Source organism: Zunongwangia sp. HRR-M8 (assembly GCF_027594405.1).
In the GTDB taxonomy this organism is placed as follows: Bacteria; Bacteroidota; Bacteroidia; order Flavobacteriales; family Flavobacteriaceae; genus Zunongwangia.
The window spans coordinates 3,017,306-3,034,072 of the sequence record NZ_CP115161.1 but is presented as its reverse complement, the minus strand read 5'-3'; the positions used below and the strand labels follow the sequence as shown (position 1 = coordinate 3,034,072).

Below are 16,767 nucleotides of genomic sequence, written 5' to 3'. Positions count from 1 at the left end.
TATGAAAATTTCAATAATAACAGTGGTATACAACAATGAGGATACCATAACAGAATGTATAGAATCAGTATTAAACCAAACCTATCATAATATAGAGTATATAATAATTGATGGGAACTCGACAGATGGTACTCAGGAAAAAATTAAGCCTTACCTAAGCCGTATTGATTGTTATATATCAGAATCTGACTCGGGAATTTTTGATGCTTATAATAAAGGTATAGAACGTGCAACCGGCGATGTAGTTGGTATTTTAAATTCTGATGATTTTTTTCATTCTGAAAAAACTATCGAAAAAATAGCAAAAGCTTTTGAAGTTTCTGGTAGTGATCTAGTATACGGGAAAGGCGTATTTGTGAGCAAAGAAAACCCAGATGTAATTAAAAGAATCTATCCTTCTAATCCTTTTAAGAATACTCATTTACTTTTTGGATGGATTCCATTACATCCTACAATTTATGTGAAGAGAAAGATATATGAAGAATATGGCTTATACAATAAAAATTACTCTATAGCCGGTGATTACGATATATCTTTGAGATGGTTTAAAAATCAGCAAATTGAAAAATTTTATCTAAAGGACTGGATAGTAAAAATGAGGTTAGGAGGGAAAAGTACAACTCTGGCTTTACAGAAAAAAAAATCATCTGAAGATATTAAGATTATTAAATATCATAAACTCGCAGGGTATTTAACACTTATGTTTAAAATAGGTAGAAAGATCCCACACCATCTTATTCCTAGAATGGTAGACTCCAAAAATTTATATCGTTGGTTCTAAAATTAGGAATCAAAACATAATTAACCTTTAAATAAATAGTAATGAAACTAGCAGCAAATTCATTTATTTTATTGGTAACAGTTATGCTTTCTTTTTCTTCCTGTGTTTCACGCAGAAAAATTGCGTATTTGCAAGGAGAAGGTGAGCAAAATTTAGACCTAGAAAATAACGTAAAAATTAAACCCGATGATGTCTTGACGATACGGGTATCTACGGAAGAACCGGATGCGGCAATTCCGTTTAACTTGATTAAATCTGCAGGACAAACCGGAATCCCAGGAAATATTGAATTAGAAACCTACTTGGTCTCTCATGAAGGAAATATAATTTTTCCTGTGGTTGGTGAAATTAAAGTCACGAACTTGACAAATATCGAACTAGCCGAACGAATTAAAACTAAAATCAGCGACTATGTTAAAGATGCCATCGTAAATGTGCGTATTCTTAATTTTAAAATAAGTGTTTTAGGAGAAGTAAATAGTCCTGGTACATTTGTTATTGAAGATGATCATATTACCCTGCCACAAGCGTTAGGATTAGCCGGCGATATGACGATTTATGGTAAACGAAAAAATGTCCTAGTAGCAAGGCAAATTAAAGGGAAACAGGTAAGAAAGTATGTGGATTTGCGTGATGCTGATGTAGTAAGTTCACCTTATTATTACCTTCAGCAAAATGATATTGTATATGTAGAACCCGTGGGTGCAAGAAGACAGTCAGCTAGTTTTCTGGGTACGGCTTCCAGCTATCTATCATTAGCTTCCGTAATTATTTCAACAATTGTTTTGATAACTAATAATTAAATTTTGGTCATTATGAATAACAATATTAAGAGTAATCACCAGAAAAGAATTGGTTCTGAAATAAAAAAATACACCAAATTTTGGTATTGGTTTATACTAGCTTTAATTATTACTTTGAGTGGCGCATATTTTTATTTAAAATATTCTACGCCGATCTATAAGGCAACAGCAAGCATTATTATAAAAAATGATGCTTCACAAGGAAATTCTGAAGCAGCCTATGGAATTAACGATGCTAGTTTATTTGGACTAGGATCGCAAAAGATAGAGAGTGAAGTTTCTATTTTAAAATCAAGACACTTAATGAAGAAAGTGGTTAAGGCGCTTCACTTAAATATTTCATATGCTATTGAGGGTAGGTTTCGCACTATAGAATTATATGATGATAAACCGTTTACAGTGAAAATGTTGACATATGATCCTAAAAAACTCAATAAATATTCCAATCAATTTAGCATTACTTATTTAGGGAATGATGAATTTGAAATTTTAGATCGTAAAGACTTAAAAGAATATAGAGTAAAGAGTAACGAGCCTATCGATATTGGTTTTTCAAAGATTATTCTTACGAATCCAAAATCTGGTGGACTGAATTTACCGGTAAATGTAAATTTCAATTCAATGGAGTCTGTAGCCGCTAACTACGGGAATAAAGTAGCACTAATGCAAGGTGAAAATAGCTCGAACGTGATAAAGTTTGAACTTGCAGATGCCGTTCCAAACAGAGCCAAACATGTTTTAGATCAACTCATTTTAGAATATAATAAGGATGCTATTGAAGATAAAAATTTAATTGCTGAAAACACGGCAAGTTTTATAAATGAGCGTTTAATGATTATCAATACCGAATTAGATTCAGTAGAAACGGGAAAAGTAGAATTTAAGAAAGAGAATCGTCTAACCGATTTATCATCGGAGTCTGAAATGTTTGTGCAAAATGCAAGTGAGTACAGTAAACGAAAGCAAGAAATAGGAACTCAGCTAGAATTAGTTAATACTATTTTACAATTTTTAGCTTCCACCGATAATGATGATTTAATTCCTGCAAATCTAGGACTTGAAGCTAATGCTGTAAATCAACAAATTTCAGAATATAATACATCAATTCTAGACCGCAACAGATTATTAAACAGTTCTACGGAAAAAAATCCTATGGTAAAAAGGATTAATGATAATATAGTTCAGATTAAATATAATATAATTCAATCTTTAAAGCAGTCTAGATCCAGTCTTCAAATTTCTTTACATGATTTACGAAGACAATCATATAATATTAATTCTAAGATTTCAGAAATTCCTCTTCAGGAGAAGCAAAATAGAGGTATAGAAAGACAGCAGAAAATAAAGGAATCTTTATATTTATACTTATTACAAAAAAGGGAAGAAAATACATTAGCTTTAGCCGTAACCGAACCCAAAGCAAAAGTTGTAGACGAAGCTTATAGCACGGGCATTCCTGTAGCTCCCAATCCTAGAAGTATTTTTTTGGGATCAATTTTATTAGGTTTGCTAGTGCCTTTTTCGATTATTTTTGCTTCTCAGACGTTAGATGGAAAGGTTAGAAGTAAACAAGATTTACAAGAGTATTTGTCTGCTGAAATTCCGTTAATTGCTGAAATTCCAACTTTGGGAAGGTTAAGAAAGAATTTTTTGATACAGCGCAAAGATAGATCTGTATTAGCGGAATCTTTTAGGATTTTAATGACAAATTTAAATGCCTACTTAAAAAAGACATTTGATAATCAAAACTCAAAAGTGATTCTTCTAACATCTTCATCTAAAGGAGAAGGAAAAACTTTCACTACCATAAATCTTGGGATTACCCTTGCTAATAGTAAAAAGCGCGTTTTAATAATTGGAGCAGATTTAAGGAATCCACAGTTACAAAGATATACAGATGATCCTAAAAATTTTATTGGATTAAGTGAATACCTTTCAGATAATGCGACCGTTGATGAAATTGTAAGAAAATCAAGTTTTCATCAAGATCTAGATATAATCTACTCGGGAAGCATTCCTCATAATCCGGTTGAAATATTAAGAGAGGACAAATTACGAACGCTTTTTGATCACATTCGAGCTACATATGATTTTATTCTAGTAGATACCGCTCCTTTAATGTTGGTAGCAGATACAGCTATTCTTAGTGAATTTTCAGATCTTACTTTATACCTAATAAAGGCAGGTAGTACAAAGAAAGAAAGTTTAGATTTTATTCAGGATGCCAATGATGGTACGTTAAAGAATACCTGTTGTGTATTAAATTGTGTCCAATTTGCTAATTTAAGATACGGCAACAAGTATGGATATGGTTACGGAGAAAAAAGAAGAAAGGTAACACCTGAAATTAAAAAGGAAACGGCTAATATGATTTCATGACAAAATATAGAGTTATATTTTAGCTCAATTTCAGCTTTAAATAATATAAAATGCGGTTTTGAGAATTGCTTAGAAAAAATAAAATAAGCATTTTACAATGACTGTTATCGAGAGTTAAGTTTCAAAAGTTTGAGCGTTAGATATTTTATCCATTTTAAAAATTTTGCTGCTAGCGATGTTAGCCCCTTAGGAAAGTACTTAGTACCAACTGAAGGGGCTTTTTTATTTATTCCCTAATTTCAGGAATCTTATCTATATACATTTTTTGATAGTTGGGTTTCATCATACCACTTTCCCCAATTTGTTTAAAATTAAAACTGTTAGTAGAAAATCTTTTAGACCGTACACTTGTTCGCTCAAGTATCTCATCAATTGCTCTTGCAAGAAATGGTTCTTCAGGATCGCCTAAAACTCCTAAATTACCTAGCTCTTCTTCTATAAAAATGTCTGGAGTAAGGCCATCAACAAAATCGGTATATCCATCAGCATTAGCCATTTTTAAAACTAAAGGCTGCATGGCGTAAGTATGCTCTTCACTTCGGTTTTCTTTACCAAAGCTAGGACTGTCGTAAAGTGTGATAGAAGCCTGAAATTTACCAGTTGTTTGTCCACCAATTTGAACTACATTAATATGCGGACTTAAGCCATTTATAATTAATTCGCTAGCTGAAGCTGTAGATCCTGTGGTGAGAATATACACTTCATTTAGATTTAAACTATTAATGCTCTCTCCAGAATTTAATTGTGTGTCAAATTCATTAATCAATCGCTGCGGTGCAAAATTTTCGTAGTAGTTCTGGTAATCCTCATTCCATCTTTCCTTTGCAAATACCTTTCCTTCAAACTGGCCGGTAATCATACTTGCTAAAGCGGTTGCCGTATTTACAGATCCACCACCATTGTAACGAAGATCTAATATTAAGTCTGTGACTCCTTTTGTTTTTAATTCTCCAAAAGCTGCATTTAACTCTTCATCAAAATTCGCTATAAAACTATTATACATTAGATAGCCAATCTTGCGATTTTCAATCTCTAATACTTTAGTTATAAAAACGGGATTCATTGTATAGGGATCGTCAGATAGGGTTGCAGTCTCATCTGTTAGCTGGAGTGCTCCATTTTCTACATAGGCTATATCGATAGTAAACGTTTTTCTTGAAAGTAAATTAAAGTAATTAGCTTCAGTTAGTGCAATTCCGTCAACTTCGGTAAAAATAGTACCACGTTCAAGACCGGCTTTTTCGGCTGAAGTGCCGGGTAAGATGTATCTTATAAATCCAAAAAGATTGTTAGTTCCAGTTATTCGCCCTAGACCAAAGTCTATACCTGTAGCACCACTAATCCCATCGAATTGATCTTCCAGTTCCTGATAATCATCGACTATGTAACTAAATCTATCCTGATTAGATAGTAATGAGTTAAAAAGTCCTTCAGGAGAATTAAAGTTGTTTAAAAAATTCTTTTCTTCTTCATCATTTTGAAAAAAATCATCATCAAGTTCTGCAACATCAGATTTGTATAAGTACACATCATTTAGGCCGCGATAAATAAAACTTTTTATTTGAAGATCAGTATTTATCTCTTCATCTATAACATCCCCATCATCGACTTCTGGTTCGGGATTTTCGTTTTTATCTTTTATTTCAACCAGATCTTCTTCAATATCGTCGCTAGAACAAGCATTAAATGCAAATATGCTTCCTAGGAACCATATTATTAAAAAGTATTTTTTCATAGAGTTAACTCTTAATATTTTTAAAATTATCAGTAATTGTGCCATCATTTTATCTTCTATACAATTATATACGTTAAAACTAATACTTTGGTTGTCTTTTAGTTGTAGATGCTGAAAAAAAGATTTTTCAAGAAATATATAATTATTGTGATGAATTTTTCAAGAGTATTACTATAATTTCTTTTTAAGGAAACGAATTTATATTAAGAATGAATACTTAATAATTCTATTAGTAGGTTTTAGTTGACGAGATATAGATTTATATTTCTTTAAGCGGTTTTTACTGCATGGATATAATTGCCTTGAATATGGATTTTTTTGTCAAATATTTTAATAAGTATTTGTAAATAAGTTTTTTATGTTCTGCAATATACATGCTTTTTTCGATTTTTGATTAATATTTACAACGTTATAGTTTAGTGCTATTTTCTATGTTTTTGATCATTTTGTCCATTAGTTGCAAGCAATACGTGGGTAATTTTACCTCTTGAATTACTTAATTAATGTTAACAATTAACTAAATAAATGATAATGGAAAAACTTAAACTATTATTAATTGTCATATTACTTGGTATTGCTACTCCTGGAATTGCGCAGGAGACGGTAACAGGTATTGTTACAGATGCTAATGATATTCCTATTCCCGGAGTAAATGTTATTCGCGAGGGAACAACTGTAGGTGCGGTTACTGATTTTGACGGTAATTTTTCTATAGAAGTTTACGAAAACGATATCTTAACTTTTAGTTTCTTGGGTTATAAGTCTTCTCAAGTTAAATACACAGGGCAGGAAACAATAAATGTACAATTAGAAGAAGATAGTGCAGAGCTAGAAGAAGTAGTTGTTATTGGTTATGGTACCGTAAAGAGAAAGGATTTAACGGGATCTGTAGCATCAGTCGGCGCTAAAGATATTGAAAAAGCTAATAAAGTAGATGCGGTATCTGCATTGCAAGGTCAAGCACCGGGTGTGGTGGTTCAACGAACAGATAATAAACCAGGATCTGGTGGTTTTAATATTCGAATAAGAGGAGCTAGTACTATAAATTCTAATGAAACCGCAAGTGGCGGAGGATTTAATCCAGGCCAAAATCCATTATTTATTGTAGATGGAATATTTGTAGATGATATTTCTTTTTTAAATCCTGCGGATATAAGTAGTATGGATATTCTAAAAGATGCTTCAGCTACAGCAATATATGGTTCTAGAGGTAGTAACGGAGTCGTTTTAATTGAAACTAAAAGAGGGAAAAACGGAGAGTTAAAGATTGACTATAGTGGATATGTAGGCTTTAGAGAAGCCTATAATTTGCCTCCGGTTTACGATGGTCCGGGGTATGTTGAGCTATTGAGAGACGTAGCGGTAGGACAAGTTTTTGCAAGTAAGGAGGGTGACTTAAGTACACGTCGTGATGATGTAGATATATCAGATTATCTAGATCCTGAAGAACGTCAGAATATAAGTGATGGTGTAAGTACAGATTATGTAGATCTATTACTTAAAAAGGGATTACAAACTAATCACACTATTAACTTAAGTGGAGGTACAGAAAAAACAACTTATTCGGCCGGTTTGGCTTATACGCTGGACGAGGGGAATTTTGACGGAGAAGACTTCAACCGGTATAATGTTCGGGCTAGTTTAAATAGTGATCTTACAGATTGGTTAAATATAAGTTTGAGCAATTACTTAACTTCAGCAAAACAAAATGAAGGAAGTAATGAGGCGTTTAGAAGTGCATATCGTTTAAAACCAATAGGAAGACCTTACAATGAAGATGGTTCTCTTCGTTTTAAACCAATTGAAAAAGAAACACAGATAACAAATCCTTTATTCGATGTTAAAAACGAAACGAGAGAAACACGCTTCCTTCAATATATAGGGGATATTGCCTTAAAAATTGAACCTATAGAAAATCTAAGTTTAACTACTAAATTTTCCCCAAATATTAAATATCAGCGTTATGGTGAATACCGCGGACGATATACAAAAAGTAGTAGTGGGAACGTAGCGAATAGAAGAGCCCAGGTAGATAATTCAAACTATTTCTCTTATTCTTGGGATAATATATTAAATTATGATTTTGAAACTGGTATACATGCGCTTAAGTTTACTGGTGTGGCTTCGCGTTTTATGGAACGATCTGAAGGTTATTACAACCAGGTACGTAATTTTACTACAGACGAGTATACCTTTTATAATTTAGGAGCTGGATTAGATATTATAGATTATTCTAGTGGTTTTTCTAAACAAACACTAGAATCTTATACGGGACGAGTTAATTATACCTTGGCTGACAAATATTTATTTACTGTTACAGGACGTTATGATGGTTCTTCTATACTTTCTGCCGATAATAAATGGGCCTTTTTCCCTTCTGCTGCTTTTGCATGGCAAGTAATTGATGAAGATTTTATGCAAGAGCAAAATGTTTTTTCTAACGCTAAATTAAGATTGAGCTACGGACAAACAGGAAATAACGGTTCTGGTGGTGGTCTGGCTCCGCTAGCATCCCAGTCTTTATTAGAAGCAAGCGCTACTAACTTGGGAGACGCTTCAGTTTCTACAGCGTATTTAACTGGACTAGCAAACCAAGATTTAACCTGGGAACGTACAACAGAGATTAATCTTGGTGTCGATTTTGGATTTTTGAATAACAGAATCTCAGGTTCCATAGACCTTTACGAACGAAAAAATACCGATATCATATTTTATACTCCGCTTCCTAGTGTTACTGGATATGAAGGAACATATGATAACGTAGGTGAATCTACCAACCGCGGTATAGAAATAGCTTTAAATACTACCAATATTAATAGCGAAGACTTCAGATGGACGACCAACTTCAATTTTGCATCTAATAAAAATACCTTAGATAAACTTTACGGAGGTTTGGATGAAATCATTTTTAATGTGAATGGGACCAATCTTATTCACCGTGTAGGTGAACCAATAGGAGCAGTTTATGATTATGAGTATGATGGAATTTGGCAATTAGATGAGGTTGAAGAAGCAGCTGCTTATGGGCAACGTCCAGGGCAGGTAAGAGTAACCGATGTTAACGGAGACGGAGAAATTACACCTGATGAGGATCGTAAAGTTATAGGCCAGGTAACGCCAAAATGGACAGGTGGTATCACTAGCAATATGACTTACAAGAATTTTGATTTTGGGTTCTTGATCAACATCAGTCAGGGTAGTACTTATAGAAGTGTATTTCACAGTAACTACGCTTGGGGATATGCCGATCAACCTTCTCGATTATTTAACGGCTATAGAACTGATTATTGGACTCCAGAAAATCCAACTAACGATTGGTATCAGCCAGGGAATGGTGGTATTTATCAAGGTGCAGCACATTATATGGATGTTTCTTTCGTAAAAGTAGGATATATGACTTTGGGATATACGCTACCTAGCGATTTACTTGAAAAAATAGGTGTAAGAAGTCTGCGCATATATGGAACTGTTCAAAATCCTTTTGTTTTTAGCGATTACGATGGATGGGATCCAGAGAATGCTGGTCGAAATCAATATGGTGCTGCGTTTATGGCGCGTACTTATATGACAGGGATAAACCTTACATTTTAAAAATTATAAAATATATTGAAAATGAGATATTTTAACTATAAAGCGATTGTACTGCTAATATCTTTAGGAGCAGTAAGTATAGGCTGCGATAGCTATTTAGAAGAAGAGAATAATACCTCTCTAAGTATCGAAACAGCAAATACAGATCCAGAGACTTTCAATCAATTAGTAGCTTCAGTTTACGAAAGAGCGAGAGAAACAACTACGGTTTATACCTCAGATCTTTATTATGCTTTAGAAGATCTAGGTACAGATATCGTTACACGTAATACTCCTATTACCGGGACTAGTGATCTAAATGATTACGTCAATTTCAATTCTCTCAATTGGGCGGTTGGTGTATATTGGGCTAACCAATATAGCGTTATCGCTGCAGCTAATTTAGCAATAGATGATGCCCCGCTTATATTAGATGTACCAGAAGATGAAAAAACAAAAGGTCTTGCTGAAGTTAAGTTTTTTAGAGCAATGGCTTATTTTAAGCTTGTAGAAAATTATGGTGGCGTACCATTAGTGCTGAATGCAGTAACAGATATATCTACAGATTACCCGCGTAATACTGAAGAAGAAGTTTATAACCAAGTATTAATGGATCTTGAAGAAGCTCTGGCGGGAGTTCCGGAAAGTACAGAAGTTTATGGTCGTCTTACCAAGGATGCCGTTAGACATTTTATGTCTAAAGTATTACTTACTAAGGGCTACAAATCTTTTGGGGATGATAATGATTTTACTCAGGCAGCTGCCTATGCGGAAACTGTAATTAATAATCACCAACTTGTTTCTTCATTTCAGAGCTTGGTAAGCATAGAAAATCAAAGAAATTCAGAAGTGATTTTTTCCTACCTATTTGGAGGAAATGCAGTATCTAGGGGATGGGGTAATTCAAAACATATGTTATATAAGTTTCGATTTTTTGATTATCCGGGGTTAACCAGAAGTGTAAAAGGTTTAGGCCCAATGCCAACACCCTTTTTCTACAGTCTTTTTTCTGAAGAGGATGAGCGTGCAGCAGCAACATACAAAAGAGTTTTATACGCTACCGAAGAAGATGTAGCAGAAGTAAATGATACTGAAGTTAATATTGCAGTTGGAGATACTGCTATATATTTTCCAAAAACAGCGTGGACACAAGCTGAAATTGATGCCGTACCTTATGCTGTAATAAATCCGGGGACTTACTTCAAAAATGATGGCGTAACACCAGTACACTATCCAATGTTTAGAAAGTTTGATGATCCTACGATACCATTTACGCAGCCAGATCAAACTTCGCAAGGAGAAAGAGACATGGTTATAATGCGTTCAGGTGAAGCTTATCTATTTGCTGCAGAAGCTTATTTGCAACTAAACGATAAATCTACAGCTGCAGAACGTTTAAACACAATACGATCTAGAGCAGGATTGGATTCTTCTTTATCTTCTGAAGATGTTGATATAGATTTGATCCTAGATGAAAGAGCAAGAGAACTTGTTGGAGAAGTAAATCGTTGGATGGATCTAAAACGTACGGGCAAATTAATAGAACGTGTATTAGAACATAATCCGCATGCCGCTTTAAATAACGCTATTCAGGAAAAACATCTTTTAAGACCAATCCCTCAGACAGAGATTGATAATACTGGAGGCTCTATAACCCAAAATCCTGGTTACTAATATTGTAATCTATAAAAGCAGGCAGTAATGCCTGCTTTTATTTTAAAAAAAGAATTATTATATCAGTTTAGTACATTGGTACCCCAATACTTTTGAATATGAATTTTAAAAATGTCCGGCGTATTCTCACAGTCTGTTTATTACTCTTGTTGTTTTCCTGCAAAGTCAGTAAAACAGAAAAAACAGCTTCAGAAGAATATGTCGATAAAGTTTACCCCTTATTAGATACTGAAAATTCTAGATGGTTTTATTTTAGCTCTGCCAGCAGACCTTTTGGGATGGTTAATCTTAGCCCAGACACCCAGATCGATGGGGCGTGGGGTAGTGGATATCGTTACAACACCGATACTGTTAAAGGATTTAGTCATATACACGCTTGGCAAATGGCCGGACTTTCTATGATGCCTGTTACTGCGAAAGCTGATGACGAGAAAATTTTTACTGATTTTTATTCGAAATTCGATCATAAAACTGAAGAAATACATCCAGGATATCACAAACTTTTTTTAGATAGATATCAAATTGAAACTGAATTAACCAGTACTACTCGGGTAGGATTTCATAAATATAACTATCAAAATAGTAATTCTCAGGCTTTATTATTCAATCTCAATACCACTTTAGGACCTTGTGATAATGCAGAAGGTTCGTTGGTTTTAGACAGTGAAAAAGTAGTATCAGGTTCATTTAAAATGACACCTACTAGTAGGCGACCAAAAGCTTTAATTACTTATTTTAAAGTGCATTTTAATAAACCGGTGGCCTCAATTAAAAAAGATAATAATACCGGAAATTATTTGGTGACTTTTGAAGAGGATGCTGGCGAGTTAATGGCTAAAGTAGGAATTTCATATACTTCACCCGAGAATGCCAATTTAAATATTCAGTCAGAATTAAATCATTGGAATTTCGATAAAGTAGTAAAGGAGTCCCGAGAACATTGGAACAAATTGTTAGGAAGAATTCGTGTTGAAGGTGGCGATAAAAAACAGCAAGATCGATTTTATACCGATTTGTGGCATGCTTTGCAAGGAAGAAGAATCATTAGTGATTGTAATGGGGATTATCCAGATAATACCGGCGATAATTTTAGAATAGGAAAGCTGCCATTAGATAAGACTGGAAGTCCACTTTTTAATCATTATAATTCAGATTCTTTCTGGGGAGCACAATGGACTATTAATACGTTGTGGGGACTTGTATATCCAGACATTATGAAAGAATTTACAATGTCCTTAATTCAGTATTACAAAGATGGCGGTTATATTCCAAGAGGACCTTCAGGAGGTAATTATACCCATGTAATGACAGGTGCATCTTCAACTCCTTTTATAGTAAGTGCTATACAAAAAGGATTAATTTCTGAAGACTTAGATAAAATTTATCAGGCATTAAAACTGAACCATATGCCCGGCGGAATTATGGCTAAAGCGGGTTATGAGCATGAAACTTCTATTGGTGGTGGTTTAGATTATTATTTAGATAAAGGCTACGTTCCTTACCCATTGCCCGTACCAGAGGATGAATACGGAATTCATAAAGATGGTTCTAGTATGACTTTAGAATATGCTTATCAAGATTATACCCTAGCCCAACTCGCCAAGAAATTACAAAAACTGGAGGATTATAATTATTTTACAGAAAGATCGAAAAATTATAAGAATGTCTTTAATAAAAATGTAGGTTGGATGTCTCCTAGAAAAGTGGACGGTAGTTATAGTGACAATTTCGATCCTTATCAATACGAGAATGGTTTTGTAGAAGCGAATGCTGCGCAAGCAACCTGGTTTGTTCCACACGATTTAGAAGGTCTTTCTTTGCTTATGGGAGGAAAAAAGCAAGCAATTTTGAAGTTAAACAATCAGTTTGTAGAAGCAGAGAAATTAGGTTTTACCTCGGGAACTTCTCACGATGCAGAATTACATCCTGAATATAGTAGAATACCTATTAACTACGGAAATCAACCTTCGATAGAAACCGCCTTTGTTTTTACCAAATTGGGAAATCCTGAATTAACTCAATATTGGTCTAGAAAGATTGTAAATACTGTTTTTTCAGATCTATCTCCATCTAGAGGATATAACGGAGATGAAGATCAGGGATTAATGGGAAGTTTAGCTGTATTAATGAAATTGGGACTTTTTCAGATGAACGGAGGAACAGAGGAAGATCCTGCTTACCAAATAGGAAGTCCAATATTCGACAAAATTACGATCGATTTAAATTCCGATTTTTATGAGGGGAAAGAACTCAGTATCATTTCTAATAACAATTCTGAGAAAAACATTTATGTGGAGAGTGCTGAATTTAATGACAGGAAATTGGATTCTTTTGAAATTAAACATAGCGATTTAATAAAGGGTGGAGAAATCAGATTACACATGACGAATTCAAGGCATAAATAATAATAGAAGAAAATTGAGAATTTTATAAGAATTTAAATAATATTGGTATGCGATATTTTTTTACTTGTTCTGTAATAGTGGTGACACTTTTTTTAAGTTGTACTCAAAAAGAAGAGCAGCATCACGAAAGCACAGCAGAATACGAATTATTAAACAGAATACTTCCCGATCATGCTTCTCAATTTAAAGTAATTATTGATAGCACAAGTCAGGATGATTATTTTGAAATCTCTACTTCTGAAGATAAAATTCAGTTGAAAGGAAATAATGGAGTTTCAATTGCTTCTGCTCTCTATTACTACATCAAAAACGTTACTAATGGGCAAATTACTTGGAACGGTGTTAATCTAAATTTACCAGAAGAACTTCCCTTAGTTTCTCAACCTATTTATAAGAAAACGCCTTACGATTATCGATATTATCTAAATTATTGCACGTTTAATTACACGATGAGTTGGTGGGATTGGGAGCGATGGGAAAAAGAATTAGACTGGATGGCGCTTCATGGAATCAATATGCCATTAGCCATTACGGGTGAATCTTATATTTGGGATAAAGTATATCGATCTTATGGATTTGAAGATGAAGATTTAGATCCATTTTTCAGCGGTCCTTCTTATTTTTCCTGGTTTTGGATGGGAAATCTAGACGGTTGGGGTGGTCCTTTACCTAAAAGTTGGAAAGAAAGTCACAAAGAACTTCAGCTAAAAATATTAAAAAGAGCACGCGAATTAGGAATGACGCCCGTTTTGCCTGCTTTTACCGGTCACGTGCCAGCATCTTTTAAAAAGGTTTTTCCCAATGCTACTTTAAAACAAACCAATTGGGGTAACGATTTTGAGGATACTTTTATTTTGGATAGTAACGATCCTTTGTTTTCAGAAATTGGTCAACGATTTTTAGAAGTTCAAACAGAGGTTTATGGCACCGATCATTTATACTCTGCCGATACTTTTAACGAAAATACTCCACCGTCTAATGATCCTGAAGATTTAGCCAAACTCAGTAAAAAGGTTTACGAAAGTATGAAGGCTGTAGATAAAGACGCGGTCTGGGTAATGCAGGGTTGGCTATTTTATAGTCACCGTGATTTTTGGCAGGCTCCACAAATAAAAGGCTTGTTGGATGCAGTACCCGATGATTCTATGATTATTCTAGATCTGGCTACAGAAATAGAACCTGTATGGAAAAGAACTGATGCTTTCTACGGAAAACAATGGATTTGGAATATGTTACATAATTTTGGAGGTAATATCACCATGTTTGGTCGTATAGAAACGGTAGCTACTGCTCCGGCTGAAGCATTAAATAGTAAAGACTCTGGGAAACTAAAAGGTTTGGGGCTAACTATGGAAGCTATAGAGCAAAACCCTGTTTTATATGAATTGATGGCCGATAATGTTTGGCGTAATAAACCAATAGATTTAAAAGACTGGTTAAAACAATATACTAAAAATCGCTACGGAAAAGAAGATGAAAAACTTTTACAGGCTTGGGATACTTTAGTAAATACGGCATATAACGGAAAAGTGATTAGAGATGGAGCTGAATCTATAATCGTCGCGCGTCCAACTATGGAAGGCTATAGGCGATGGGCAAGAACAAAACTAAATTATAAACCCGAGGAACTTTTACCGGCTTGGGATAAATTTATTGAAGTAGCCGATAATTATAAGGATTCTGAAGGCTTTAAGTATGATCTTGTAGATCTAACACGGCAGATCTTGGCTAATTATGCATTACCGTTACAACAACAAATTAGCTACGCTTATCAAAATAATGATAAGGAAGATTTTGACAAGTATAGCAATCAGTTTCTAGATCTTATTGACGATCTCGATGAATTGTTAGCTACTCAAAAGGATTTCTTATTAGGTCCTTGGCTAGCTAGTGCAAGAGAGTGGGGAACATATCCGCAAGAAAAAGCATTGTACGAACAAAATGCCCGCGATCTTATTACGCTTTGGGGAGGAAAAGATAACAGGTTGCATGAATATAGTAATCGACAATGGAGCGGACTTATGGCCGACTTCTACAAGCCCAGATGGGAACAATATTTTAAAGCTGTAAAGAAAGACTGGTTGAAGTTTGATCAGTCACAGTTCGATGAGAACATCAAAGAATGGGAGTGGAATTGGGTGCAAACGGAAGAAGAATTTCCTACTCAACCATCTGGAAGCGCTATTAACAAAGCGAAGGAGCTTTATAAGAAGTATCGAAATGATATTGTACCGCTAACACAAAAGATGAAACCGATAGAATATAACTATTAGAAAATAATGCTTTTGAAAAATAAAATATCCAAACGCTTTTTATCGCTCGATGTTTTTAGGGGAATAACGATATGTTTTATGATTATTGTGAATTCTCCGGGAACGGGTGCGCCATTTTATGCCTCATTAACTCATGTAAGTTGGTTTGGATTTTCGTTAGCAGATTTGGTTTTTCCTTCTTTTCTTTTTGCCATGGGGAATGCGATGGCATTCTCTATTCCGAAGTTCAAAAGTGGAGACTCAAAAATTTTTTGGAAGAAAACGATTAAAAGAAGTTTACTGATTTTCCTGATTGGTTATTTGCTATACTGGTTTCCGTTTTTTGAGTTCGACCAGGAAAATGAATTAGTTTTAAAACCAATATCGCAAACTCGGATAATGGGGGTGTTGCAACGCATCGCTATTTGTTATTTTGTTGTAGCAGTTTTGGCTTATTATTTCAAGAGGAAAACCATAGCAATCATCGCTGTAGCAACATTAATTATTTTTTGGATCTTATTGTATCTCTTAGGCGAAACCGGCAGGGAGTTAGAAATGGCAACTAATGGTATTACATGGTTAGATCAAAAGATTCTTGGTGAAGCCCATATGTACAAAAAAGACCGAATAGTTTTTGATCCTGAAGGAATTTTAAGCACGCTGCCTTCCATAGTGAATGTAATTGGTGGTTATTTAGCTGGTGTTTTGATAAGAAAACATGAAAAAACGCATAAAACTGTTGCTGAATTATTAGTTATAGGAGTGATGCTAATTAGTTTAAGCTTATTTTGGAATGAATTCTTACCATTTTCAAAGAAATTATGGACAAGTTCTTTCGCTCTTTATACTGTAGGTATCGATTTATGTATTATTGGTTTTTTAATATTTATAATTGAATTAAAAAACATCAAATTTGGCACCTATTTTTTCACTGTTTTTGGTAAAAATCCCTTGTTTATTTATCTATTTTCAGAATTGTTTTTTATAAGCCTGTGCTTAATTCATACCCCTTCCGGAGAACGAGTTTTTGATTGGTTGAGTCAGCATGTTTTTCAGAATATTTATTCAGGGAGTTTTGGAGCCTTGCTTACCGCTTTATTCATCATGGGAGTTTGTTGGCTTTTGGGGTGGATATTAGATAAAAATAAAATATATATAAAGCTATAAT

At 34.2% G+C, this 16,767-nt stretch carries 9 protein-coding genes; 8 read left to right on the top strand and 1 reads right to left on the bottom strand.

From position 1 onward, the window contains the following. Position 1: 1 nt before the first annotated feature. From PBT89_RS13015 to PBT89_RS13005, 3 genes are read left to right on the top strand one after another with little or no spacing between them, the layout of a single operon-like run. Positions 2-781, top strand: a complete 780-nt coding sequence (locus PBT89_RS13015) for a glycosyltransferase family 2 protein (protein ID WP_270062276.1) — start codon at positions 2-4, stop codon at positions 779-781. A 41-nt stretch (positions 782-822) separates the two neighbouring features. After that, complete coding sequence (locus tag PBT89_RS13010) at positions 823-1,584, top strand: polysaccharide biosynthesis/export family protein (protein WP_270062275.1); 762 nt, start codon at positions 823-825, stop codon at positions 1,582-1,584. A gap of 12 nt (positions 1,585-1,596) precedes the next feature. Next, positions 1,597-3,963: a GumC family protein gene (locus PBT89_RS13005; protein WP_270062274.1), complete on the top strand. Its 2,367-nt coding sequence runs from the start codon at positions 1,597-1,599 to the stop codon at positions 3,961-3,963. Between the two features lie 226 nt (positions 3,964-4,189). Here PBT89_RS13005 and PBT89_RS13000 read toward each other — a convergent pair whose 3' ends face one another. Further along, the gene (locus PBT89_RS13000) at positions 4,190-5,698 is read right to left on the bottom strand and encodes a S41 family peptidase (RefSeq protein ID WP_270062273.1); all 1,509 of its coding nucleotides are present in this window, start codon (positions 5,696-5,698) and stop codon (positions 4,190-4,192) included. 531 nt (positions 5,699-6,229) lie between these two features. On the opposite strand from PBT89_RS13000, the gene PBT89_RS12995 reads away from it, so the two are divergent. The 5 genes from PBT89_RS12995 (at position 6,230) to PBT89_RS12975 (ending at position 16,766) form a co-directional block, all read left to right on the top strand. After that, positions 6,230-9,289, top strand: a complete 3,060-nt coding sequence (locus tag PBT89_RS12995) for a SusC/RagA family TonB-linked outer membrane protein (RefSeq protein ID WP_270062272.1) — start codon at positions 6,230-6,232, stop codon at positions 9,287-9,289. 21 nt (positions 9,290-9,310) lie between these two features. Next, positions 9,311-10,942: a RagB/SusD family nutrient uptake outer membrane protein gene (locus PBT89_RS12990; RefSeq protein WP_270062271.1), complete on the top strand. Its 1,632-nt coding sequence runs from the start codon at positions 9,311-9,313 to the stop codon at positions 10,940-10,942. A gap of 98 nt (positions 10,943-11,040) precedes the next feature. Beyond that, complete coding sequence (locus PBT89_RS12985) at positions 11,041-13,347, top strand: GH92 family glycosyl hydrolase (RefSeq protein WP_270062270.1); 2,307 nt, start codon at positions 11,041-11,043, stop codon at positions 13,345-13,347. Positions 13,348-13,394: 47 nt separating this feature from the next. Continuing rightward, on the top strand, positions 13,395-15,620 hold the full coding sequence (locus PBT89_RS12980; RefSeq protein WP_270062269.1) for an alpha-N-acetylglucosaminidase: 2,226 nt from the start codon (positions 13,395-13,397) through the stop codon (positions 15,618-15,620). A 12-nt stretch (positions 15,621-15,632) separates the two neighbouring features. Beyond that, positions 15,633-16,766, top strand: coding sequence for an acyltransferase family protein (locus tag PBT89_RS12975; protein WP_270062268.1), 1,134 nt, complete (start codon positions 15,633-15,635; stop codon positions 16,764-16,766). The last annotated feature ends 1 nt before the right edge of the window (position 16,767 follow it).

Bases quoted from the DNA above. Each gene is read 5' to 3' on its own strand.
- PBT89_RS12990 (WP_270062271.1), top strand. From the start codon at position 9,311: ATGAGATATTTTAACTATAAAGCGATTGTACTGCTAATATCTTTAGGA.
- PBT89_RS13010 (WP_270062275.1), top strand. From the start codon at position 823: ATGAAACTAGCAGCAAATTCATTTATTTTATTGGTAACAGTTATGCTT.
- PBT89_RS12985 (WP_270062270.1), top strand. From the start codon at position 11,041: ATGAATTTTAAAAATGTCCGGCGTATTCTCACAGTCTGTTTATTACTC.
- PBT89_RS13015 (WP_270062276.1), top strand. From the start codon at position 2: ATGAAAATTTCAATAATAACAGTGGTATACAACAATGAGGATACCATA.
- PBT89_RS13005 (WP_270062274.1), top strand. From the start codon at position 1,597: ATGAATAACAATATTAAGAGTAATCACCAGAAAAGAATTGGTTCTGAA.
- PBT89_RS12995 (WP_270062272.1), top strand. From the start codon at position 6,230: ATGGAAAAACTTAAACTATTATTAATTGTCATATTACTTGGTATTGCT.
- PBT89_RS13000 (WP_270062273.1), bottom strand. From the start codon at position 5,698: ATGAAAAAATACTTTTTAATAATATGGTTCCTAGGAAGCATATTTGCA.
- PBT89_RS12980 (WP_270062269.1), top strand. From the start codon at position 13,395: ATGCGATATTTTTTTACTTGTTCTGTAATAGTGGTGACACTTTTTTTA.